We start from the raw sequence: 22,276 nt of genomic DNA, 5'->3' as shown, positions 1-22,276 counted from the left end.
TAGATTCTTCGTTTCGCTACGCTTTACTCAGAATGACTAAGAATCTTTTTCACACATCCTCTTAACCAGACCGATCTTTTTTTACCATAAATCGTCTCATATTCCTAAACAATTCGCTTTCGATAGGGGCGTTACTTTGTCAGATTAACTGATAATTCATCTTGCGATCGCTGTTCGCCGAAAAAGCCGATCGCTGATGAATTCTCGCTCGCTTTTTGTCTTTTCATTAAATGGATAAAGATGGAGCGAGGTAATAGCAGACGCGCCCTACTGTTAGGATAACTGCATAAGTTTTATGGAATTATTTGCTAATTAAATAAATATAAGATTGTATATCGTTATTACTTAAATGAGTTGTACGTATTACTTCTCACTCTAATTTTCATTTAACAGAAGTTTTCCGATATCTTTTTAATAGTTTGAATTTAGAACAATTAGCAGTTAGAATAATGTGAAAATTAACATGCAGCTACGATAGAATCTCCAGTAGCTTAAGTAATGCTAGGTAAGGCGAGTACATCATAATATACTCGCCTTTGTAAACTTTCTGTTTAATTAATTGTTGTCTATCTTAAGAATTATTTGGACCCGCTTCGACAATTTCTTTACGGGCATCGGCAAACTGCTTAAAGTTTTCCACAAAACGACGGGCTAATTCCTCTGCTTGTTGGGTATAAGCTTCGGGATCGTCCCAGGTATTTTGTGGATCTAAAATTTTGGAGGGTACGCCTGGCACTTTTTCGGGAAGCAAGACTTTGAAAATTGGATGAGGCTTAAAATTAACTTTATCCAACTTTCCATCGAGGGCAGCCGATACCATCGCCCGCGTATGTTTGAGGGAAATGCGATGACCGACTCCGTAGGGACCGCCCGACCAGCCCGTATTAACCAAGTACACGCTCGTCTCTGGGTGTTGCTGTAACCGTTCCCCTAACATTTCGGCATATAAGGTTGGGGGTAATGGGAAGAAAACCTGACCGAAACAAGCTGAGAAAGTCACTTGAGGCGCAGTGATACCCCGTTCCGTGCCTGCTAGCTTGCTGGTATAACCCGACAGGAAGTGATACATTGCCTGCTCCCTAGTGAGTTTTGCAATGGGAGGAAGCACGCCAAACGCATCAGCCGTTAGTAAGATAATGGTTTTAGGATGGGTGCCAATACCAGAGAGAGCGCAGTTGGGAATATATCTTAACGGATAGGCGGCTCTGGTATTTTCTGTCAAGCGATCGTCGTCATAGTTGGGCATGCGGGTTTCTGGATCGACGACGACGTTTTCTAGCAGCGCCCCAAACCGAAGCGCCGACCAAATCTGCGGTTCATTTTCAGCACTCAGGCGAATGGTCTTGGCATAGCAACCGCCTTCAAAGTTAAAGATGCCTTCATCCGACCATCCGTGTTCGTCGTCTCCGATCAAGCTACGTTCTGGATCGGCAGATAGTGTGGTTTTGCCCGTTCCCGACAAACCGAAAAATAGAGCTGTATGACCGTGTTTGTCGATGTTGGCAGCGCAATGCATCGGTAGCACGTTCTGCTTGGTCATGAAGTAGTTCATTAGGGTGAAGATCGATTTCTTGATTTCGCCAGCGTAGCGAGTTCCCCCGATCAGTACGAGTTTCTTAGCTAGGTGCAGAACGATGAACGTTTCGCTATTAATGCCATTTGTTTTGGGGTCGCCGTGCAAACCGGGTACGGCAATGACAGTAAAATCCACCTTATGCTCCGATAATTCTGCGGTTGTCGGTCGCAGGAATAGCTGATGGGCAAAGAGATTTTGAAACGCTAATTCTGTAATAACTCGAACCCCACAACGATATTTTGGATCGGCTCCGACATAACCGTCAAAAACATAGAGGTCACGACCTTGAACGTAGGAGAGAACGCGCTGGTACAACTGCTCGAATTTTTGTTCGGAGATAGGAACGTTATCTTTATTCCAGTCTATGTCGTCCCGACTACTAGGCTCGTCAACGAGAAATTTATCTTTAGGGGAGCGACCCGTGTATTTTCCAGTTTCGACCGCTAAGGCACCGCTGTCGGTCAGTATACCTTCGCCTCTGGCAAGAGCGTGTTCGACTAACTCAGGCACCGGCAGATTGTGGTAAACTCGACCTACGTTTGTTATTCCTATTTGCTCTAGTTGCTCGATCGAACGACTGTACCAAAGTTCGTCTTCAGTTAAGCGATCGCAATAGGTGGAGGCTTCTCTGCGTTCTAATAAATACTGAGATTGTGGCGACATATGTAAAGTTTGTAATTCATTTCCAAGTAATTGAGCGATATTATCCATTCCTAGAACCTCCAAGTTCATTGATGTCTGCACGCTCTCACTTATCCAAGTGTAGTTCGTCAATTGGCTCAAGTTCTTGCCAAGGAAAATCGAGCAATAATTTTTAATACTTTCTCAAGATGAAAATTCCACTTTTGTCTTAATTGCTACTGAAATTATTACAAAGTACGATCTTATCTTTACAAATAGTATCCGGATAAAATTTTCACTGTTTCAATCGCTAGGCGATCGGCTTTTCGTTTCTCAAAGTCAGCGACGAGCAATTCGATCGAATTTGACTGTTTTCCATGACTCGAATAGCGATCGCTAAGGCTATTTTTTCCTCTGCCCAAATCGCATCTTTAGATTCTAGGGTTGGAATTTTCGAGGGCGATCGCTCTTTTCTCTCTTGATGTTATGCTAGATACAATTTGCTATTTTAACTTTAGTATAGCAATCAACAATACCAAAATAGAAATCAATGGGGTATTTTTTACCAAAAAACAAAGAGATTTATCTTTCGTGGAAAAAAGGCAAAAGTTGACAAATTAGTCTTTAAATCGACTATTTAATCGCTAAAAAGGCAGGTTTTCATCTTCTAGTTCGCTAATTTTAAGCTGTAAAATTTTTTCAACATCTTCTTCGATGGGAATATTCTCGATAATCTCTGGCATTTGTTTCTGAAGTTCCTGCGTTAGTCTAATCGGAAAATTTAATTCAATTCCAGATTCTTGCACGAATTTTGCCAGGTCATTAAAAGCGACTTTTTTGTATTTTCGTTCTTGAATTGATAGCTTAAATCCATCGATTTCCGAGACATTTTGGGTTGCCATTGCCTGTTTGAGTCGCTCTTTAAGGTGCTTGAGTTCTGTATCTAGCACTTTCCAGCGATGCTCGATATGCCGATAGCGAAGGGTCAATGCAGCAATATCTTCTGTGGCAGGATCTATTTGTAGGCGCTGGGAAAGTTGCAGAAGTCGTTCGTGCGCGCAGGCAACATAAACTGCATCCATTTTGGCATATTCGAGTTGTTGCTCGGTTAAGGGTCGCTGGCTCCAGTCGCCCCCTTGCTCGGTTTTATTAACTTTGGAAAAATGGCAGAGCTGTTCTGCTAGCGTAGCAAGTTTATAATTTGATAATGGCAAGATATAATATGGGATTTTTTGTGCCATTTCCAGAGTGCACGTGACATTTCTAACTCTGCTTCTTCCCAAAAATCTGCAATCGAAGCTGGCATTGTGAAAAACTTTTTCGATCGCCGGATTCGCCATAATCTTGTCGATAAACTCATCGATAAGTTGAGTTCTATCCAAAACATCTAAAATCGCAACGCGATCGCCTTTAACATCCGTTGGGTCGTCCAACACTTGCACGAGAGACAATCTTGGCTTTTTACTTTGGTAATCCGCAATTTCTGTATCTATCCAGAGAATTTTCGCTTGAGCGTAGTTTGCAATGGCTTGGCTAATGCGATCGGGTTCGGTTAGGTATAGCATCGTTACAGGCAAAAAAAATTGAGTCGAATTTTAGCCTTCTTGTAAGTGTAACCTGCCCGCAGGGGTGGTAAATTTCCGAAAAATGCGCTAGATAAAAAGAGGACAGCTTATGCTTGGGAACAGAGTAACATGGCATCCTCGTCTTCAATTGCAGTCAGAGAACTTCCCCTGTTTCCCCTCCCAGAGGTAGTTCTATTTCCCGGTCGTCCCCTTCCTCTCCACATTTTTGAATTCCGCTACCGAATGATGATGAATACAATTTTGGAGGGCGATCGCCGTTTTGGAGTATTAATGGTCGATCCGATTAGCGGAGAAATAGCCAAGGTTGGCTGTTGCGCGGAAGTGATTCGCGTTCAGCGCTTGCCTGACGATCGCATGAAGATTCTGACGTTGGGACAGCAGCGTTTTCGAGTCTTAGAGTACGTTCGCGAAAAACCCTATCGAGTCGGTCTCGTGGAATGGATAGAGGACGAACCGCCAACAGAAGACCTCAGACCTTTGGCAAGGGATGTAGAAAAGCTCTTGCGCGATGTTGTCCATCTTTCTGCTAAGTTGATCGATCAAAAAATCGAACTGCCAGACGACTTGCCTAGCTTGCCGCTAGAACTCTCCTATTGGGTGGCAGGAAATCTCTACGGCGTTGCTTCCGAGCAACAAACTCTGTTGGAGATACAAGATACTATGGCTCGTCTGCAACGGGAGTCAGAAATTTTGACTTCAACTCGCAATCACCTAGCGGCTCGTACAGCTCTAAAAGATGTCTTAAAGAGTTAATCTGCTAGAGGGTAGAAATCGGCAAAACGTCGTAACTCCCAAAGATTTTTAGGACTTCGGTGTAGGGCGACAATTCCGCTAAAGCCTCTTGAGTTGAAGTTTCAGTAGCGCTAGCTTCCAGGTCGAGAAAGAATAAATATTCGCCTAGCGATCGCTTGGTCGGACGGGATTCGATGCGGCTGAGATTAATCCCCCGTTGGGCAAACACCTGAAGGGGTTTTACCAAGGCGCCGGGAACGTTGGCGGGAACGCTAAAAGCAATAGAAGTACGATTCCCGCTGGTACTAGGTGTCAATCCCATTACCCAAAAGCGAGTACAATTATCTGGATAATCGTTAATATCAGCTGCTAGAATCGGCACGTCATAGAGCTTTGAGGCACGCGGAGCCGCGATCGCACCTGCCTGGGGGTCTTGACTGATTTGCTGTACGGCTTCTGTCGTGGAATTGGTGGGGATGAGTTGAACTGAAGGGAGAAACCCTTCCAGCCATTTCTGACACTGTGCCAGGGCTTGTGGATGGGAGTAAACAGTTTTTATCTGTGACAGAGACTTGCTATGAGACAGCAGCGCGTGAGAGATGGGCAGAACTAGCTCTTGTTGGATTTGGAGTCGATCTAACTCCCAGAGAGTATCTAAGGTAATGGCGACACTTCCTTCGGTAGAATTTTCGACGGGGACGACTGCCAAATCTACCTTTTTGTGGACAACTGAACGAAGGGTCTGTGCAATGCTAGGGTAAGGAGATAAAAGCGTTTCTTGTCCCTTCTTTTTAGTCAACCAACTGGCATAGGCTAATGCGGCAGTTTCTGCATTGGTTCCCGTCGGACCCAAATGGGCGATCGCAATTGTCATAATCTACAACCTTACTCATACTATCTTTTTATCTCGAAAAAAGTTTTATCGGAGAGCTAAATGAAGCTTTTGTCAACTATAATCTAACTTTTTTCATTATTCTTATAAATTTGGCAAATAATCGTTAAAAATTGCTTTAAGGAGCCATAAAGCAGTAATATGGCGTAATTACCCTACTTAGTTTTTTAAGAAGTGTAAAGTAAGATTAAGAAAAGCGACGAATCTGAATTTTGTCTGGTATGGATATACGCTTTACTGCCTCAGAATCGCTAGAAATTGTTGTCGAAGAACAAACAGTTCCCATTCAACATTATTTGCGCCAACCGCAACGATTAGTAACTGCGATCGCCGATCCGAAACTAATGGAACAGCTATCGGAGTCGCGTTTTCGCCTGAAAATGCGTCCCTTGAATTTTATGGATATTTACCATTTTCAACCGACCGTTATTCTTAGCGTTTGGGCGGGAGCTAGCGGGATAGTTTATTTAAATTCCGAAGACTGCGAAATCCGAGGAATTGACTACATTAACGATCGCTTCTCTCTCAATGTTAAGGGAAAGTTATCTCCTCATCAATACGAGGGACAGACTTACCTGAAGGGCAAAGCGGATTTAGAAGTTAAAGTTGTCGATCTGCCACCTCCTTTGTGGTTGACTCCTAAACCATTATTAGAAGTCGCAGGAAACGGACTGCTTAAAAGCGTTTTAGTGCGAATTAAGCAACGATTGCTAAGTCAGTTGCTAAAAGATTACTACCAGTGGGCTAATGCTTATGCCGAACCCCAAAATGCGACTTATTCTTCGGCATTGCCAGCGGCAGACAATCCAATTACCTAGTTGTTAATATCTTCAAGGTTTTGTCAGAAACTTACTTGACAAGAGGCAAAAGACATTCGATGCTGGCGAGAAGCACCGTATTGTTGCAATGCTAGCAGATGTTTTGCAGTGCCGTAACCTTTATTGGATGCTAAATCGTACTCTGGATATTTTCGGGCGAGGCGGACGATTAATTCATCTCGCCAAACTTTAGCAACGATGCTGGCGGCAGCAATAACGGGCGATCGCTCGTCGCCTTTAATGATATTTTTTTGCACGATTGTTAGATTAGGAATCGCCTGTTTTCCATCTACCAAGCAGATTGCAGGTTGTACCTTCAATCGATCGACCGATCGCTTCATCGCTAGTAAAGATGCATGTAGAATATTTAAGCGCTCTATTTCCCGAACGCTTGCATAACCGACTTGATAAGCTGATACGAATTCTTTTATCTGTTGCGATAATTCTAATCTTCGCTTGGCGGAGAGTTGCTTGCTATCTTTTACGCCGATTTCTATCAATCGTGAAATCGCCGAGAGGGGAACGACGACTGCGGCAGCTACGACGGGACCAAACAAACATCCTCGCCCCACTTCATCCACGCCCGCTACTAGCGTCTCCGAACTAGAGAATGTATAGAGCCAAGAAGCATCAAAGTCCATAGTTTTTTCTTGTCATCAACGAAGCGATCGCCAATAAAAAATCCCCTGATTTAACAGGGGATAAACTCAAGTATATAACTTCGATCCTGTTAGACCTATGCCTCTTTAGCAGAGGAACGGCGACGACGACGACGGATTAATGGGCGCTCTTCCTCCCCATCTCCATTCTCTACTGGCAAGCTCGTCTCGATTTCGGAAACTGCTACAGTTTCTGCTACTGGTGCTGGAGTAGCAATTGTTTCTGATGGCAGCGTGTCGGATTCTCCAGGCGATTTGACAGAGACGATAACTGACTTGGGATCTTTGAACTCTCGATTGAGGCGTACTAGCGGAGAAATTCCCATTAATGCATATACGTTTTGCTCCATAGGAGTCATTTCGACAGATACTTTTTCTACAGGGACTTCTTCGCGTCGCGGGGATTTTTGCGGACGTTCCTTTCGCTCTTCAACTTCTGGCGCATCGACATCAAGAACTAACTCTTTAGTCGCCGCAATAGGGGCAGATCTTCCAGTTCCTCCCTCTTTTTCGATTCCATCGGTCGAGCGACGGCGACGGCGACGGCGATTGTTAGTAGCAGCAAGACCTTGTTCTTGGTAGCTGGGATGGTATAACAGGTCGAGTTGTTGGCCGATTTCGCCATTAGCGTACTCGAAAGGCGACTCGAAGAAAGGTTCCGGTTCTTCGATTTGCCTGTCTGCCGATCGCGTAACGGAAGGTAGCGGTGCGATCGCGGGCGTTTCCAAGGCGATTGGTTCTCCTTCTCCTGGTAGGCGAACCAAATGTCCCAATCCGCCACAAGTCGGACAAGTTTGACCGAATAACTCATAAATATTTTTTCCTTGGCGTTTTCGAGTCAACTCGACTAAACCCAGTTCGGATAATTGAGCGATTTGCGGTCTGGCTTTATCGGTTTTGAGCGCTTTATTGAAATGTTCTAGCAGTTTGAGCTGGTCGCGCGGCGAGTCCATATCGATGAAGTCAACCACGATCACGCCGCCGATATTTCGCAGGCGCAACTGGCGGGCAATCTCCGTTGCGGCTTCGCTATTCGTCCAGAGAACCGTTTCCCTGGCGGTGGCAGAACGAGTAAAGGAACCGGAGTTGACATCGATTACGGTTAGCGCTTCGGTTGGCTCGATGATGATATAGCCGCCAGAAGGCAGATCCACCCTGGGTTTTAAGGCTTCGCGAATTGCTGCATTGACCCGAAAATAGTCCAAAATCGGCTGGGGTTCGCGGTGATGGTCGATCAAAACCCCTTCTGGCGGTCGTCCCCCGCTCCAGTTCATTAACTGCTGTTTGACTCGCTTTACGCCTGCACTGGAATCTACGACAATACGATTGACATCGGCAGAATACATATCCCGCAGGACTCGCTGGATGAAGTCGTCGTCTCGGCTTAGCAGGGCTGGGGCGCGGGTGGACGTTGCCTGATGCTGGATCGATTCCCATTGCCTTTGCAGAGACTCCAGGTCTTCCATGATGGCTTCCTCTGCTTTGCCTTCGGCTTCGGTGCGCACGAGCAATCCCATGCCCGCAGGTTTGATCAGAATTGCTAAGGCTCTTAAGCGGCTGCGTTCGTTTTCATCTTTGATGCGCCTCGATAAATTCACGCCTTTGCCGTAGGGCATAAGAACGAGATAACGACCGGGTAGGGTAATGTTGCCAGTCAACCGAGGACCTTTATTACCCGTCGGCTCTTTCATGACTTGCACCAATACTTTTTGTTGTGGCGTCAAGAGTTCGGTAATCGCGCCCGCCGTTTTTTTCAGACGCAGGGGTCCTAAATCGGTAACGTGAATGAACCCGTTTCGTTCGGCATCGCCAATGTTGACAAACGCCGCATCGATTCCAGGGATGACGTTTTCAACAATTCCCAAATAAATGTCGCCAACCTGCTGATTGCCAGTTGCTACGACTAACTCTTGAACTCGATCTTCCCAAAAAACGGCAGCGATATGATGCTGCTCTGCAATAATAATTTGTTTTGGCATTCAATTTCCTCAAACTTCTCTATCAGATTGCAAAACCTTAGATAGATAAGGTTTGCGTCTCGATGTTGATTTAGGGACAAAAACTGTCTGGGTAAAAAATCTGGACTCGTGCTAGAGATGAGAAGAATACAAACTTTTCTCATCTCGGCTATTTTTACTAATCCCGACTGTTTAACTGGAACAATTGGGCTGAAGTTCTTGCTTTTTTTCCCTTTGGCATATCTTTCCCATTGGGGATAACATAGGCTTGCGTTTAATTTGTCAAAGAATTCTATGAGTAAATTCTCTTTGGCATCTAATGCTGTTTCTTAGCTGAGTAAACTGCTTTAGAAGCAAGGTTGCGATCGCCTGGCTCTAAATTGTTTAGATCGCAATGACTGAACATTCGGGTAGCTTTTGTTCAGTTTCAGACAGCTAGCTCGTCGCGAGCGTGGCTGCGTTTTGTTTTTCTTAAAACCGCCAATTGTCTGCGGCTAAGTATTAGACAATTTTAACCTGACTATAACTTGAAAGATGCGCAAATGACAAGAGATCGTTTTCGATCCAGAAATTTTAACAATGTTTATTTTGTCGTTGTTTATCATTGGCTCCTTCTATGACAATTCTATCGTTTTTCCTGTTATTGCCGATCGCTCGGCAGCCTCAGCCACTTTCAGGGCATATAAACTCGCTTCTGGATTGATGTATAGGGGCGTTCCTCGTGTTAAATAGTTTAAAACCATTTGCGTATCCTTAACGAATAACCCTTTACGACTGACGACTTCAATGGCTGTCTTTTCTTCTCCTCGGATCAGATTGCCCGTTTCTCCTTCAAAAATTAACGTTCCGCGATCGCCTCTTAATTCAAAGGTGCGATCGCTATCCCAGAATGCATCGCCTTTGCCATAGATGACATCTGCGATTAAACCATTGGTAAAGCGCAGTTGAGCATTACACAGACAAGCCGTATAGTAGCCCGATTCTGGCGCGTCCCAAAAGCGCGACTGACAGGTAACGGAAGCAACCGTTCCGAATAAGTCTGTCAGGCGATGAATGCGAGAAAGGGCAGCTGTCAGAGGAAACCCGAACATTTGATAATGAAACGTCCAGCGACGGGGTACGGGGCGTTGGGGGGTAATGGTGGCGTAGCGGGCATAAAAGACATCGCCAATTTCTGGCAGGGATTGACGCATTGCTTGGTGCAAACCGCCTAACAATTCGATATGTTCGATGTGTAGGAGTTTGTTTTGTTGTTGCGATAGAGCAAGGATTTCTTCGGCTTCGCGATAGCTGAGAGCGAGGGGATATTCGGTGACGACGTGCTTTCCTGCCAGCAGTGCCGCGCGGGCAATCGATGCGCGATCGCGATTAATATTGCTAATAACGACGACATCGACATCGGGATGACTGACGAGTTGCTGCCAGGAATCAATTGGCGCGACTGAATAAGCTTGACAAAACGCTTCGGTTTTTTCAGGCGTATTGCCTGCGACGACTATGACTTGAGCGCGATCGTCTGCTTGGAATGCTTCTGCTCTTTTAGACGCGGCATATCCGGTGCCAACAATGCCTACTTTTATGGGATGCGACATTGTGAAGGCGGCGGAGTTCTTCATTGAGCTTATCATCAAGGAATCGGATATTAGAATTTAAATAGAGTAGTAAAAAATTGTCTGCTAAGTACAAATCATCATTGATAGGTATAACTATAATTAATACTGATTAATTGTGAGGTACGGTCTCGACTTTAAGCCGATTCGATTATTCAATTACTTAATATTACGAGTTTATAAGGAATGTGTACATTCGCTAATCATCCGTGCCTTCGCTGGCAATCTTATATAAGAAAATCTTATTTTACATTTGATTAAGAATTTCATTGCTAATGCTCTTAAAACTCAGCAGCTTTTTCTCTTAGTATCAGAGATGAGGCTTACCAAAGCAAATATCTATCTATTTCAATCGATAAATTTTATCTGCTTGCGTAAGTCCAAACTGCCGTTTTTACTTGAGATATAGGAGCAACACATGGCAACTTACAAAGTTACTCTAAAGACTCCCGATGGAGAACACACCATCGATGTCCCTGATGACGAGTACATTCTAGACGCTGCTGAAGAGCAAGGTCTCGACCTACCATACTCCTGCCGTGCTGGTGCTTGCTCCACCTGTGCTGGCAAACTAGAATCCGGTTCCGTAGATCAGTCCGATCAATCCTTCTTGGATGACGATCAAATCGAAGCAGGATACGTCCTTACCTGTGTCGCTTATCCGACTTCTGATTGTACGATTATAACTCACCAAGAAGAAGCTCTGTACTAATCTACTTTTTACTTTTGGTAGGTTGGAGGGTTGACCCTCCAACAATGGCTAGAACGTCAGGAACGTTATTAGTAGCGTTCCTGTCTTATTATTTTAGCGATCTTATCGGTTAACTCGCGTAAGTGACGTTTTTTAAAATCGTCATCGGAGTATAGTTTTTAAGAAGTTCCAGTTGTTGGTGGTTGCGGACGAACATTGTACCAGCAAACCCGAGAGAGTTGACGGAAATTGACTCAAAACTTTCTTGCGATCGCGGTACGACGAGCATCCATTCTCGCGTTGCTAAAAGATTATAAGCCCCAGTTTGTCTGTCGCCCTCGAAGGGTAATCCTACTGCTTCTAGAAGGGTGCGATACCATTCTAAGGTCACTTTAGCAGCATCTAGAGGGGAATTTACCCAAGCCGGATCCAATTTGGCAAAAGCATGAAGGAAGGGAAACGCGGGAATTTTTCCCAGAGAACCTTGAAATTTAACACACGAGAGGGCAGGTTCGATAGGAATTGAATTTATACCGGGGACAAAAGGAAAAGGAACTAATTGTAAATGTTTGTGTCGCTGACTCGATCCGGCTGTCTTGCCACCATTGTAGAACGCTAACCCATTAATTTCTGCCAAACATGTCCATAATGCCTCAAAATCTTGTAAATTTAACCAACAATCTTGATCTTCAAAGTCGCGGGTAATAATGAGCAAGTGATGGGGGACAACATTGTATTTATTTAATATACAAAGATGGGTATCGGAAATATCGGCGACAAATAAATCTTTCTCATAGGGAAGGAAGGGATTAACTTCTTTTCCAGAAGTCGCGGATTCTTGTTCTTGTTGCTTTTTCGCTTCGTCTTTTCGTGCTAAGTTAGACGAAATCCGAACGAGAAAATTAATGCCATTTTGTTCTATAAATTCGTACTCTGTCGGAATCGTTTGCAGGGCACCACAGTGCATGGCATATTCGGTTTGTTCGATCGCCCTTTTCCATAAGGTACCGGGTTTGAGAACGATTGCTTTTCGTTCTTTTTGCTCTCGTTCAAGCATATTTATCGATCTTAATTATTATTGACTCATTTTAATCATCATTTTATCATTTTCAATCTGAATGCCTTGGATATTTAATTTAGCCAGTTCTTGTTCTAGATATCGATCTAGTTTATCTGGAGATAATCCAAATTTTGGGGCAATTTCATCAATAGAAAACGTTAACTTACCAACTTTTAGCTTGCTGTCTTTATCTAAAGTTAAACGACCGTTTTCAAATTTGGGTTGACCGACTATTCCCACGTATATATCGAGATCTTTAAGCTGAGGAAAAGTTTGAATTGTCTTGTCCAAGATGGCTTTTTGCGTTTCGTCTAAGCTATCTTCCGAGATTTCCGAAGGATTAAAAACTCCTCCAATTTCTAAAGTATCATTGTCCAGATTGGCTTTGATTGATTTTGCCGATTGAAGTAGCTGACTAGATTGACTATTTTCAGAAATCTTTTTGGCTAACAATTGGTTAAGATCTTCGCGATTGAGTTGTAGGGTAAGATTGTTACCAGAATCAGACGATCGCTGAATTTGGTTAGTTATTTCTAGGCGCTCATTCTTTATATTCGTGCTTTGATTTTTATACCAGTATGGCACCGCGGCAAACTGTCGCCAGTAATAAAAACCAGCCGCAAAACCTCCTACGATTGCTAATAAAAAGATAATTAATAATTTCTTGAACATATTCCCTGCCTCATCAATTCAAAATCAAATTACTCATCTTTTAACAACCAAAAACCAGTATAAGTCATTCCCGAATCGTCGGGTTGAACCAGAAAAAAATGCAATCCTAGACTAGCTTGCTTGCGCTGTTCGTAATTTTGGGCTGCCTTGGCGATTTCTTCATCTTCAAAAGTAGCTAAAATCCAGCGATCGACCAATCCCGATTCTAAAACTAATCCTCCTGACTTGCCAATTTCTGTTGGAATATAATTTAAGGCAATTGGTTTAGCTTCTTGCAACCATCTGGCTAAATATATTGATTTTCTTCCGCCATAAATAATGACACCAGGCACAGATACAGTAGAAGCAATTCCTAAATTAATTGGTAGAAGAGATTTTGGCATATCTAATATTGGAAGTGAGCGATCGCTAAAATAATCGACGAGATCGCCTGCCCGAAAAGTTGCAAAACGCCAACTTTCTCCCCAAAGATTTTCTGGTAATGCTTGTGGGGGTGGCTTTTCCAGTTTAACAGGGTCATAATTTTCGTCAATAACTCGTTTTCGTAATTCAGCTTTTAGCGCCCCAGTCCGCCGAGTTGCTTCAACTTTAACGCCTAGTTTTTCCGCTGCGATCGATAATAAACTAACAGACTGAGGACGAAAAACTTGAATGCGATCGGGTAAATTCCCTCGATTTACCTGTTGTAATTGAGAAATTAACCAATCAGAATTGGCTTGAGATTGCGGACATTTAGCTTCATGAATTAGATGACCTTGTGAATCGCAAATTAATAATTCCCATATAGGTTTTCCTTTTTCATCTTTGAGATTATGCTTATAAAAATCGGCTTGCCAAATTTTCATATTTACAATTTCCATATTTACTATCTAATTAATTAAAAAATATAGGGCTATTTTATTCTGGTAGATAATAGACAGAGAATAAATTCTCTGTCTTAGATGCTAAAGTCCGTTTAAACGGACTGAATATTGGGGGGACAAGAAATTGTTTCTGGTTCAACTAAAGTCACAATGAAATAACTCTAAACAAATATAGTAATTAAGTAATTTGATAAGAGCGGTTTACTACTAGAATAATATATGAAACTCTATTTCTGACTTCTGACTTGTGTACGGGCGGGTTTTGATAAGTACCTAGAGTTTCTAGATCGAACCGCCCCTACTTCTGATTTTTGACTTGCGACTTCCATGAATGATTGGCTCGAAATTGGCACTATTGTTACGCCCCAAGGGTTGAAAGGCGAGTTAAGAGTTGCTCCCAATTCAGACTTTCCCGAACGATTTGAGGAACCAGGACGGCGTTGGTTGCAAGCGCCATCGGGCGATCGCATGACAGAAGTAGAACTGTTAGGAGGGCGCTACATTCCGGGAAAGAATTTATATGTCATTCAATTGGCGGGAGTCGAAGACAGAAATAGCGCAGAGGAATTGCGAGGCTATAAGTTACTCGTTCGCAGTTGCGATCGCCCCCAACTAGCAGAAGATGAATATCACGTCTCAGATTTAATCGATCTAGAGGTTTATAACCAGCTTACTGGAGAAAAGTTAGGGATCGTCAGCGATATTTTTTGGGCGGGCAATGACTTATTAGAAGTCAAGCTAGAACGGCAGCCCGTTAATGAGAATATCGAAGAAACTTCGGAATTAGAACCAACTGAGAGTAAGAAAAAGCACAAAATCAAGCACCAAAAACCGCGATCGCTAACAGTGCTGATTCCCTTTGTCAAAGAGATCGTGCCCGTAGTAGACCTTGAGAAAGGGCTCATCGAGATTGCGCCCCCACCTGGATTGTTAGAAATTAATAATTTTTAACCTTCACAATCGCCGCCAGCCACCTTGCTGCGAAAAACGATGTATTGGTAGAAGTAACAGATAAACGAGAGGCTGCTGAAACAAACCAGTTCTGGCACTCGATTCTGACGAATAACCTATCTACCATTATTGGTATTTCAGCAGACATTTCTCTAATTTTTAATCCGTTTGCTCCGAAAGCTTCTGATACTCATCGGCTAGGATATCTACTGTAGAGCGAATTTGCTCTTCTGTATGAGTGCAATTGATAAAGAAACGCAGTCGAGCGGCATTTTGAGGAACGGACGGATAGATCATGAAAGGAACGTTAATTCCTCGATGAAAGAGGTTTTGAGACAGTTGGATAGATTTTAATGAATCTCCCACGATAATTGGAATTACTGGAGAGCCTTTGCTCATTCCCGTGTTGAGATTGTGTTTAGTCGCGAGTTCTAAAAACAATTGGGAGCGTTCTTGGAGAAGCTTTACCCGTTCTGGTTCGGCTTTGAGAACTCGTATGGCTGCCAAAGGCGCGGCTGCGTTAGGAGGAGAAATTCCCACGCTAAAGAGAAAGCCTGGTGAGGTATATTTGAGATATTCTACTAAAGCCTTACTTCCGGCAATGTAACCGCCGCAACTAGCGAAAGATTTACTAAGTGTTCCCATCCATAGTTCGACATCGGCGCGATCGACATCATATAGTTCTCCGATGCCGCGACCGGATGCTCCCAGTACCCCAATAGAGTGGGCTTCATCGATCGTCAGCCAGGCTTGGTGGCGCTTCTTGACCTCAATAAACTTGGGTAAGTCTGGGATGTCGCCGTCGGCACTGTAAACGCCTTCGATCGCAATGAGAACTCGTCTATAACGGTGGCGGCGTTCTTGCAGGAGGCGATCGAGGGTTTGCCAGTCATTGTGGGGAAAAGCAATCAAACTCGCACCGGAGAATAAGCTTCCCTGGACGACACTATTGTGACTGAGAGCATCGTGAAGGATCAAATCATTGCGTCCGAACAGATGGCTGATAGTCGTTACGTTAGTCGCATGACCGCCAACATAGACGATGCTGTCTTCTGTGCCGATAAAATCTGCAATTTCTCTTTCTAGTTCGCGGTGAATCGGTCTTTCTCCTGAGAGGAGGCGACTGGCGCATACGGAAGTTCCGTAGCGATCGATCGCTTCCTTGGCAGCTTGAGAGACTTTGGGGTCGCCACACATACCCACGTAGTTATAGTTGGCATAGTCAATGAGTTCTCTTCCCCCAACCCTGGTGGTATTGTTGACAATGCCTTCTTGAGGCGTAAAGAAAGGATTGCCAAGACCGAGGGATTGGATTTCTTCTTGCTGCTGTTGAATTTGACGATACTCTGGATATAGCTCGAAACGATAATACTCTTCTGGAATTTCTGAATGAGTAGAAAAAGTGTCTGCTGTATCGAGTTGTTGATGGTTTCCATCTAATAGCGATGACGGATTGAGCAGTTCTTTTGTGCTAGGCTCTTCTTCCGAATTATCTGAGGACAAATACTGAGATAATTCTTCTACAGTCGGGTATTCCCAAACAATGGTAGGAGAAAGCCGACGACCAAGAAAATTTTCCAGATCTCCTGATAAATTGACGGCATCAACAGAACTTAACCCATAGTCGGTTAAATCTTGTTGGAGGTTTATTTCGTCGGGATCGAGTTCTAGCAATTCTGCTAGCCTAGCCACCAGCCAACTGGCAATTTCTGCTTCTGAGGGAGATGACTGGAAAACATTAGCGGAAGACTCTGCGTTTGTCCAAGCATCAGATTGCTGTTGATTCTCTTTCTCGTTCCAGACTTGGTTCAACAGTGTCATGCTTCACTCCTTAACCACATTAAACGCCCGCATCGCTTTGGTGGCGATGAAAGCACTCGGCAAGTAACTAGCCGCCCAAGTAATAATAATTGGCTTATCATAGCACCTTTAGTCTGAAGTCTTGGTTAGACGCTTTTAACCAAAAGGCAGATTAATACGCATAACTATCTTATTTTCTAAGTAGCGTCAAATAATGATACGTTATTTGTGTTAGCACGCGATCGCTACTCTTTTGTCCTTCATATTAAAGACGCAGGCGCGATTGAAAAGTTTTCTTAACTTTGATGAGTTTTGGCAAGACTGGTTAGCGCTAGCGATCGCTCATCAGGATTACGCGAGTAAGTATCCCAAGGATTGCGCGAGCATCTTGCTCGCGTCTGATTTCAAAAATCTACTCGCGTCTAACTCAAAAAATCTAGTTACATCTAAAGCGACCTCAGAATATTGGTCAATTGGAAGTATGTTACACAGTATTAAAAGTTATAGTGCCAAGCAAATTCCTAAAGTGATGAATCACATTGGCAAAGTTTGGCAAGATGGTAGGTACGATGAAATGATTAGAGATGAAAGAGAGTTTCAGATTAAATGGGAATATATTAGACAGAATCCTTATAATTGCCTTATTCTCCCTGTTAGTCCAAACTCCCCTACATGAGTCGAGATTTATTTGCTTTTGAGGCGATCGCGCAAATTCCCAAACTCTTAACCCTTCAAGATCGTAACCCCCACAGCCCTACCTACGGATGTTTTGACCGCAATTTCTGGCAGTACAAAATCATCGATTTTCCTAGCGGGATGTCGCAGGAGTTCGTCTATCCCCTCGCCCTCGCTTACGACACAGATATTCCCAATAATCCCTTTTACCGCCAACCCGCCATTCGCGACTGGGTAGAAGCAGGCATCCTCTACGCCGCCCGCAGCGCCCATCTAGACGGTTCCTGCGACGATTATTTTCCTTTTGAGAGGGCAGGAGGGGCAGCCGCTTTTTCGCTGCTTGCCTGTATTGAGAGTTATAGATTGCTGGGACTAAATAATCAAACTGCGATCGACTTTTTTGTCAAACGGGCTGACTGGTTAGCACACCATCAAGAAAGCGGACGATTAACCAATCATCAAGCGTTAATTGTTCTTTGTTTGGAATTATTATCAAAATTACTTAAAACCGATAGATGGAACGCCCAAAAAGAACAACGATTAGAGCAAGTTTTATCGTGGCAAAATCCCGAAGGTTGGTTTATCGAATATGAAGGCTGCGATCCGGGTTATCATACTTTAACAATTTCCTGTTTGGCTCGCGTTTACGAATTTAATCCTACCAATAATCGACTAAAAGATGCGCTAGCAAAAGCTGCTATTTTAGCTTCTCATTTCGTCCATCCCGATGGTTCCTATGGCGGAGAATATACCAGCCGCAATACCTATAATTTCTTTCCCCACGGGTTTGAATTAGTCGGAAAATGGTTGCCAGAAGCATTAAACATCAACGATCGCTTTTTAAAAGGACTAGCAAATGGTTTAGCCCCATGTTACGCCGACGATCATATTATTGGTCATCACACTTGGAATTATTTATTAGCTTGGAGAGATTTTGTTCTCCATAGACCTCCTTTTAAACCGCGTTCTGACAATCGTTTTTGGCTACAAGAAGGCGGAATTTTAATCGATCGTCGTCAAGGGACAGAACTCTATTTAGCTCTCAATAAAGGAGGAGCTTTTAAGTTATTTAGAGATGGTAAATTAGTGGCTTCAGATACGCAATTTTCTCTTCAGGTAAAAGAAGGTAAAAAGATTAAAAATGCTGTCGGTCATTTAATGGGCAATTATAAAATTAAAGTTGATGAAGATGAAATTACGATTCAGGGTTCGCTGGGTTGGGCAAAACAAAAACAAATGACCACTCTAAATTTAATCATTCTGCGAGTAGTTATGTATACTTTTGGACGTTTCTTTCCCAATTTAATTCGTAAAACTCTGCAAAAAATATTGATTACCGGGAAAAAGATCGCACCTTTTTCTTTTTCTCGTCAGTTGCGATGGGAAAACGGACAATGGAAAATCATTGATGAATTGCATTCCACATCCTGGGATAATGTTATTTCAGCAGGAATTGGCTGCGATCAAACTTCAATTTATGTTGTTATGAGTCGTACTTTTCAGATAGGACAATTGCAGCCTTGGGTAGATTTAACCGAGCAAGTTAAGCAGCTTAAAGCTGGTCAAAGTTTAAATTTAGAGCGAAAGTTATGATTTTTTCTTTTGCGCAGAATAAAAAAATAAAAGAACGAGCAATGTTTAAGATTTTTCTAGAAACAGAGAGATTAATTCTGCGTGAATTTACTGAAGGTGATGCAGACAATTTATTTGCTTTAGATAGCAACCCAGAAATAATCCGTTGGGGCAATGGAGGGAATACTATTAATTACGAAATTATTAAAAATCAATCTTTGCCCAAAATGATGAAATACTACGAAAAGTACGATTGCTATGGAATTTGGGCTGCAATTGAAAGAGCCAGTAATAACTTTATCGGTTGGTTTCACTTCTACCCAGCAACAGAAAATAAATTTGCAGTGGAATTAGGAATAGTAGCAGATGATGAAATTGCCCTCGGTTATCGATTATATCCCGATAAATGGGGAAAAGGTTATGCAATTGAAGGGTCACAAAAATTAGTGTCTAAAGGGTTTAAAGAATGGGGCGTACAAAAGGTAGCTAGTTGGACATTGGCAGATAATCAACGGTCAATTCGAGTTATGGAAAAAGTTGGTTTAAAGTTTGAAAAAGAATTTTTATTTACAGACACTCAACTACCAAATCTAACAAAAACTGAAAGAAAGGCTGTCAAATATATCTTAAACAAAGAAAATTATTTGAATTGAGATTCAGTTATCGGCTGATATAATCTTCCCAGCTAGCGATCGCCCAAGTCTGTGTCGGATTAAGATTTTTAATTTTGACGTAGTTAACTTATCATCGCCTTCTGAGTAATCTAATTGTAGCCTTGGAGTTTTCTCAATTTATTAAGCCATAATTATTCAATATGAAACGATTGATTTCCATAGCTATCAGCGTTGCAATTCTCTTAATTATCTATTCAAAAATTGATTTCCAAGGTTTAATTCAGGTTTTTAGAGATTGCGATCGCGTTTGGATGACAGTTAGTCTCGGTATGGTTATTCCTATCACTATGGTTACTTCATGGCGACTGCAACAACTGATGCCGCAGGAAACTAGCTTGGGATTTATCGAAGCCAACCGATTGATTTTAGGGGCAAGCGTTCTTAATATGGTGCTTCCCTCCAAAATGGGAGATATTGTCAAAGCTTATTTTATGAGAGATAGAGGGCATTTAAGCGGTTCTTTGTCGCTGTCTTTAGTAGTGTTTGAAAAAGCTTGCGATATGCTGTCTCTGCTTTTATGGTGCGTCTTTGGCTTATTTGTTTATCCAGAAAAAGACGGTCTATTTTGGACGATGACGCTAGCAGTAACTGTGGGGTTAATCTTTGGATTATTGTTACTTGGTTCGCGTCAATTTGCTCAAATATTTTTTGTTAGTGCCATCAAAATAGCACCGAAAAAATTAAGACAAAAGCTCCAAAACTTACAGATTTCCTGGCAGGAAATGCATGATTATTTTTGGGGCGATAAAAAACAATTATTAATCGTTTCAGCTACTTCCATTTTTACCTGGTTTTTGCACCTATTACAAATTTGGTTATTTATCCTCGCACTCAAAGCTTGGACACCATTTATAATTAACATAGCTCTCTCGCCCCTGGCAATTTTAGCCGGATTATTACCCCTGACTTTCGCGGGAGTAGGAACGCGCGACGCTGCATTAATTTTCTTTTACCAATCTTATTTTGATGCCCAGACGGGAGCGGCACTGGGTTTATTGTGTACTTCTCGCTATTTCCTGCCAGCAATTATCGGCTTGCCTTTCTTGGGGCAAATGATGGGAGCAGCGAGAAAATTGAAGCAATAGTATAGAGGGGAGCGTGAGAGAGGGGGGGATGAGGGAGTGGGGAGACAATTAACAACTAACAACTAACCACTAACTAATCCCCTTCTCACCAATGACAAAGGACTTTTGACCAATGACAACTCGGTTAAGCGATCGCATCACTCAAGTATTTATTATTGCTTATAAAGAGTCAACGGAGCTTCTCGAGCAAGCCTTAAAGCAAGAAGGCTTACAATGCGAAGTTCTCAGACAAGAACAAAAGGAAGAATATAATAATTATTCACCGAGTTATCGTTGTCTCCTCAACCACAAGCGAGCATGGGAAAGCGCCGTACAACAAGACAAACTTACTTTAATTGTCGAGGCAGATTTCGTGCCCGTGCTGGGATTGGGAAAACTTCCTCTCCCCTTCAACCCTGACGATAACACTGTAGGAGTGGCTTGGTTGTACGCTTGCGCTCCTCAAGTTTATAGCGTCTCCCAAGAAGGTTACGCTCAAGGATATTCGACTTCGATGGTTGCTTACATTGTCACTCCTCAAGGTGCTCGCTGTCTCATAGAGCTAGCCAAAGAAATCAAAGAAAAAATCGGAGCTACTAATTACTCTAGCTGGGATTCTGGTGTCGATTCTTTCCTACGCGCTAGAAAACTCAAAAACTACATTCCCTTCCGAAATTATGGAGAACACGGGGGAATGCCTAATATCGAGCATTATAAAAATGGATTAAGCCTGACTCATAGAGCTGATGTTCTTTATGGAAAACTGGCTTTTACACCTTTGTATGTCACTGGTAAGAGTGAAGGTAAACTTACTTTTCTCCAGACAAGACTACAAGCTCGTTTAAAAGGGATTGCTCGTCTAGCAACGGGAAGATTTTTGCGCCTGCCAGTCCTCAAAGGTTCCAGCGTACCGCTTAGACTTCTAAGGTTTGCCGTTGGCAGACAATTATCGATGAAGCTATAAAAGATAGCTTGCGAGTTACATCGAACTGGGGCAAATATTCTAAACTAGACACAGATAGCTCGCTAAGCTTGAGCTACTTTGTCAGAAAACCCGATCGCACTCTTCAACTCAAATGGCAATTTTTCGTCAGTACATCGCTCCCTTTCTCATCGTTCTAGTATTTTTAGTCGCATTAGTGGCAACTAGCGCCCGTATTTTCCTGCCTTCGGATATGGCAGCCCCCGCACCGATTGAAACAGCGACCAGTGACCAGTGATTCGATTTTGGATGAAAGGATTTTAAATTTTGGATTGGAGATTGGTTAGTTGTCATTGGCTAGTTCTCCCAGTCCCCGTCCCCTTATCTTTAACAAAATGGCTCATAGCTTGCCAGATGGCTATCAGTTTCGCATTGGCTCTAGCCTGGATAAAGCTCGACTGAGCAAGTTCATGACGCTAACTTACCGGGAACTTTTTCCCGATCGCGAAGACTTTTCTCATCTAGTGCAAACAGTTGAGAATTACTTGTCCTCAGATACGCCTTTGTGGTGGGTTGAATGGACGCGCGAAGCATCTGAGTCAGTCACAGTCGCTTGTTTGTGGATGGGAAATGCTATAGATTTAGTTAGCGGCGATCGCTACGCCTACATTTTTTTGCTTTATGTTGCGCCAGAACATCGCCGTCGCGGGATTGCTAGAGCTTTGATGCATCGGGCTGAAACTTGGGCGGCTGCAAGGGGCGATCGCCAAATCGGTCTTCAAGTCTTCTCCCACAACCAAGTTGCCCTCGACTTTTATCGCCGTCTGGGTTACGAAATTCAATCTTTTTCTGTGGGCAAACCGCTTTAAAAGTTAGAGAG

At 43.0% G+C, this 22,276-nt stretch carries 20 protein-coding genes and 1 pseudogene; 11 read left to right on the top strand and 10 right to left on the bottom strand.

Going from position 1 to position 22,276, the window contains the following annotated elements:
* Positions 1–571: 571 nt before the first annotated feature.
* On the bottom strand, positions 572–2,287 hold the full coding sequence (gene pckA, locus NIES593_RS01260; RefSeq protein WP_217651778.1) for a phosphoenolpyruvate carboxykinase (ATP): 1,716 nt from the start codon (positions 2,285–2,287) through the stop codon (positions 572–574).
* A gap of 554 nt (positions 2,288–2,841) precedes the next feature.
* Positions 2,842–3,762, bottom strand: coding sequence for a ribonuclease D (locus tag NIES593_RS01255; RefSeq protein ID WP_073597841.1), 921 nt, complete (start codon positions 3,760–3,762; stop codon positions 2,842–2,844).
* Positions 3,763–3,891: 129 nt separating this feature from the next.
* On the opposite strand from NIES593_RS01255, the gene NIES593_RS01250 reads away from it, so the two are divergent.
* Positions 3,892–4,536: an LON peptidase substrate-binding domain-containing protein gene (locus tag NIES593_RS01250; RefSeq protein WP_073597840.1), complete on the top strand. Its 645-nt coding sequence runs from the start codon at positions 3,892–3,894 to the stop codon at positions 4,534–4,536.
* A gap of 4 nt (positions 4,537–4,540) precedes the next feature.
* On the opposite strand, the gene pheA is transcribed toward NIES593_RS01250, so the two are convergent.
* On the bottom strand, positions 4,541–5,389 hold the full coding sequence (pheA, locus tag NIES593_RS01245; RefSeq protein ID WP_073597839.1) for a prephenate dehydratase: 849 nt from the start codon (positions 5,387–5,389) through the stop codon (positions 4,541–4,543).
* A 239-nt stretch (positions 5,390–5,628) separates the two neighbouring features.
* On the opposite strand from pheA, the gene NIES593_RS01240 reads away from it, so the two are divergent.
* Positions 5,629–6,225 (top strand): DUF1997 domain-containing protein, encoded by a 597-nt coding sequence (locus NIES593_RS01240; RefSeq protein ID WP_073597838.1) that lies wholly within the window; start codon positions 5,629–5,631, stop codon positions 6,223–6,225.
* Positions 6,226–6,248: 23 nt separating this feature from the next.
* On the opposite strand, the gene NIES593_RS01235 is transcribed toward NIES593_RS01240, so the two are convergent.
* The 3 genes from NIES593_RS01235 to NIES593_RS01225 all read right to left on the bottom strand — a co-directional run bounded on the left by NIES593_RS01235 (position 6,249) and on the right by NIES593_RS01225 (position 10,458).
* Entirely contained in the window at positions 6,249–6,866 is a 618-nt protein-coding gene (locus tag NIES593_RS01235; protein WP_073597837.1) for a ribonuclease HII, read from the bottom strand.
* A 95-nt stretch (positions 6,867–6,961) separates the two neighbouring features.
* Positions 6,962–8,863 carry a ribonuclease E gene (rne, locus tag NIES593_RS01230; RefSeq protein ID WP_073597836.1) on the bottom strand — a complete coding sequence of 634 codons (1,902 nt, stop codon included), beginning with the start codon at positions 8,861–8,863 and terminating at the stop codon, positions 6,962–6,964.
* A 593-nt stretch (positions 8,864–9,456) separates the two neighbouring features.
* Positions 9,457–10,458 carry a Gfo/Idh/MocA family protein gene (locus NIES593_RS01225; RefSeq protein ID WP_073597835.1) on the bottom strand — a complete coding sequence of 334 codons (1,002 nt, stop codon included), beginning with the start codon at positions 10,456–10,458 and terminating at the stop codon, positions 9,457–9,459.
* A 412-nt stretch (positions 10,459–10,870) separates the two neighbouring features.
* On the opposite strand from NIES593_RS01225, the gene NIES593_RS01220 reads away from it, so the two are divergent.
* A complete protein-coding gene (locus NIES593_RS01220; RefSeq protein ID WP_015145983.1) occupies positions 10,871–11,164 on the top strand; it encodes a ferredoxin in 294 nt (97 codons plus the stop codon).
* 109 nt (positions 11,165–11,273) lie between these two features.
* Here NIES593_RS01220 and NIES593_RS01215 read toward each other — a convergent pair whose 3' ends face one another.
* The 3 genes from NIES593_RS01215 to NIES593_RS01205 are packed head-to-tail and all read right to left on the bottom strand — an operon-like array spanning position 11,274 to position 13,720.
* The gene (locus tag NIES593_RS01215) at positions 11,274–12,200 is read right to left on the bottom strand and encodes an ATP adenylyltransferase family protein (RefSeq protein WP_073597834.1); all 927 of its coding nucleotides are present in this window, start codon (positions 12,198–12,200) and stop codon (positions 11,274–11,276) included.
* 18 nt (positions 12,201–12,218) lie between these two features.
* Entirely contained in the window at positions 12,219–12,875 is a 657-nt protein-coding gene (locus tag NIES593_RS01210) for a hypothetical protein (RefSeq protein ID WP_073597833.1), read from the bottom strand.
* Between the two features lie 29 nt (positions 12,876–12,904).
* A complete protein-coding gene (locus NIES593_RS01205; RefSeq protein ID WP_073598044.1) occupies positions 12,905–13,720 on the bottom strand; it encodes a Tab2/Atab2 family RNA-binding protein in 816 nt (271 codons plus the stop codon).
* A gap of 345 nt (positions 13,721–14,065) precedes the next feature.
* Here NIES593_RS01205 and rimM point away from each other — a divergent pair, with 345 nt between their 5' ends.
* Positions 14,066–14,689 (top strand): ribosome maturation factor RimM, encoded by a 624-nt coding sequence (gene rimM, locus NIES593_RS01200; RefSeq protein ID WP_073597832.1) that lies wholly within the window; start codon positions 14,066–14,068, stop codon positions 14,687–14,689.
* A 159-nt stretch (positions 14,690–14,848) separates the two neighbouring features.
* Here the strand turns inward: rimM and NIES593_RS01195 are convergent, their stop codons facing one another.
* The gene (locus NIES593_RS01195; protein WP_073597831.1) at positions 14,849–16,510 is read right to left on the bottom strand and encodes an aminotransferase class I/II-fold pyridoxal phosphate-dependent enzyme; all 1,662 of its coding nucleotides are present in this window, start codon (positions 16,508–16,510) and stop codon (positions 14,849–14,851) included.
* A gap of 427 nt (positions 16,511–16,937) precedes the next feature.
* On the opposite strand from NIES593_RS01195, the pseudogene NIES593_RS25420 reads away from it, so the two are divergent.
* From NIES593_RS25420 to NIES593_RS01165, 7 genes and pseudogenes are all read left to right on the top strand, one after another.
* Positions 16,938–17,165, top strand: a pseudogene (locus NIES593_RS25420) (transposase); the annotation flags it as partial.
* Positions 17,162–18,757 carry a hypothetical protein gene (locus tag NIES593_RS01185; protein ID WP_073597830.1) on the top strand — a complete coding sequence of 532 codons (1,596 nt, stop codon included), beginning with the start codon at positions 17,162–17,164 and terminating at the stop codon, positions 18,755–18,757. The pseudogene NIES593_RS25420 and the gene NIES593_RS01185, both read left to right, overlap by 4 nt.
* Positions 18,754–19,389 (top strand): GNAT family N-acetyltransferase, encoded by a 636-nt coding sequence (locus NIES593_RS01180; protein ID WP_217651777.1) that lies wholly within the window; start codon positions 18,754–18,756, stop codon positions 19,387–19,389. The genes NIES593_RS01185 and NIES593_RS01180 overlap by 4 nt, the downstream gene beginning before the upstream one ends.
* A gap of 161 nt (positions 19,390–19,550) precedes the next feature.
* Entirely contained in the window at positions 19,551–20,495 is a 945-nt protein-coding gene (locus NIES593_RS01175; RefSeq protein ID WP_073597829.1) for a lysylphosphatidylglycerol synthase transmembrane domain-containing protein, read from the top strand.
* A gap of 112 nt (positions 20,496–20,607) precedes the next feature.
* Positions 20,608–21,438 (top strand): glycosyltransferase family 25 protein, encoded by an 831-nt coding sequence (locus tag NIES593_RS01170; RefSeq protein WP_073597828.1) that lies wholly within the window; start codon positions 20,608–20,610, stop codon positions 21,436–21,438.
* 112 nt (positions 21,439–21,550) lie between these two features.
* Positions 21,551–21,694 carry a hypothetical protein gene (locus NIES593_RS23840; RefSeq protein ID WP_175560999.1) on the top strand — a complete coding sequence of 48 codons (144 nt, stop codon included), beginning with the start codon at positions 21,551–21,553 and terminating at the stop codon, positions 21,692–21,694.
* Positions 21,695–21,791: 97 nt separating this feature from the next.
* Positions 21,792–22,265: a GNAT family N-acetyltransferase gene (locus tag NIES593_RS01165; protein ID WP_073598042.1), complete on the top strand. Its 474-nt coding sequence runs from the start codon at positions 21,792–21,794 to the stop codon at positions 22,263–22,265.
* Positions 22,266–22,276 lie beyond the last annotated feature (11 nt).

This window comes from Hydrococcus rivularis NIES-593 (assembly GCF_001904635.1).
Classification (GTDB): Bacteria; Cyanobacteriota; Cyanobacteriia; order Cyanobacteriales; family Microcystaceae; genus Hydrococcus; species Hydrococcus rivularis.
Note: the sequence above shows the minus strand (reverse complement) of the source record. Positions and strands in the feature narration are given on the sequence as shown.

Bases quoted from the DNA above. Each gene is read 5' to 3' on its own strand.
- NIES593_RS01235 (WP_073597837.1), bottom strand. From the start codon at position 6,866: ATGGACTTTGATGCTTCTTGGCTCTATACATTCTCTAGTTCGGAGACG.
- rimM (WP_073597832.1), top strand. From the start codon at position 14,066: ATGAATGATTGGCTCGAAATTGGCACTATTGTTACGCCCCAAGGGTTG.
- NIES593_RS01195 (WP_073597831.1), bottom strand. From the start codon at position 16,510: ATGACACTGTTGAACCAAGTCTGGAACGAGAAAGAGAATCAACAGCAA.
- NIES593_RS01175 (WP_073597829.1), top strand. From the start codon at position 19,551: ATGAAACGATTGATTTCCATAGCTATCAGCGTTGCAATTCTCTTAATT.
- NIES593_RS01220 (WP_015145983.1), top strand. From the start codon at position 10,871: ATGGCAACTTACAAAGTTACTCTAAAGACTCCCGATGGAGAACACACC.
- NIES593_RS01165 (WP_073598042.1), top strand. From the start codon at position 21,792: ATGGCTCATAGCTTGCCAGATGGCTATCAGTTTCGCATTGGCTCTAGC.
- NIES593_RS23840 (WP_175560999.1), top strand. From the start codon at position 21,551: ATGGCAATTTTTCGTCAGTACATCGCTCCCTTTCTCATCGTTCTAGTA.
- rne (WP_073597836.1), bottom strand. From the start codon at position 8,863: ATGCCAAAACAAATTATTATTGCAGAGCAGCATCATATCGCTGCCGTT.
- NIES593_RS01170 (WP_073597828.1), top strand. From the start codon at position 20,608: ATGACAACTCGGTTAAGCGATCGCATCACTCAAGTATTTATTATTGCT.
- NIES593_RS01205 (WP_073598044.1), bottom strand. From the start codon at position 13,720: ATGAAAATTTGGCAAGCCGATTTTTATAAGCATAATCTCAAAGATGAA.
- NIES593_RS01215 (WP_073597834.1), bottom strand. From the start codon at position 12,200: ATGCTTGAACGAGAGCAAAAAGAACGAAAAGCAATCGTTCTCAAACCC.
- NIES593_RS01225 (WP_073597835.1), bottom strand. From the start codon at position 10,458: ATGAAGAACTCCGCCGCCTTCACAATGTCGCATCCCATAAAAGTAGGC.
- NIES593_RS01250 (WP_073597840.1), top strand. From the start codon at position 3,892: ATGGCATCCTCGTCTTCAATTGCAGTCAGAGAACTTCCCCTGTTTCCC.
- NIES593_RS01210 (WP_073597833.1), bottom strand. From the start codon at position 12,875: ATGTTCAAGAAATTATTAATTATCTTTTTATTAGCAATCGTAGGAGGT.
- NIES593_RS01185 (WP_073597830.1), top strand. From the start codon at position 17,162: ATGAGTCGAGATTTATTTGCTTTTGAGGCGATCGCGCAAATTCCCAAA.
- NIES593_RS01240 (WP_073597838.1), top strand. From the start codon at position 5,629: ATGGATATACGCTTTACTGCCTCAGAATCGCTAGAAATTGTTGTCGAA.
- NIES593_RS01180 (WP_217651777.1), top strand. From the start codon at position 18,754: ATGATTTTTTCTTTTGCGCAGAATAAAAAAATAAAAGAACGAGCAATG.
- pckA (WP_217651778.1), bottom strand. From the start codon at position 2,287: ATGGATAATATCGCTCAATTACTTGGAAATGAATTACAAACTTTACAT.
- NIES593_RS01255 (WP_073597841.1), bottom strand. From the start codon at position 3,762: ATGCTATACCTAACCGAACCCGATCGCATTAGCCAAGCCATTGCAAAC.
- pheA (WP_073597839.1), bottom strand. From the start codon at position 5,389: ATGACAATTGCGATCGCCCATTTGGGTCCGACGGGAACCAATGCAGAA.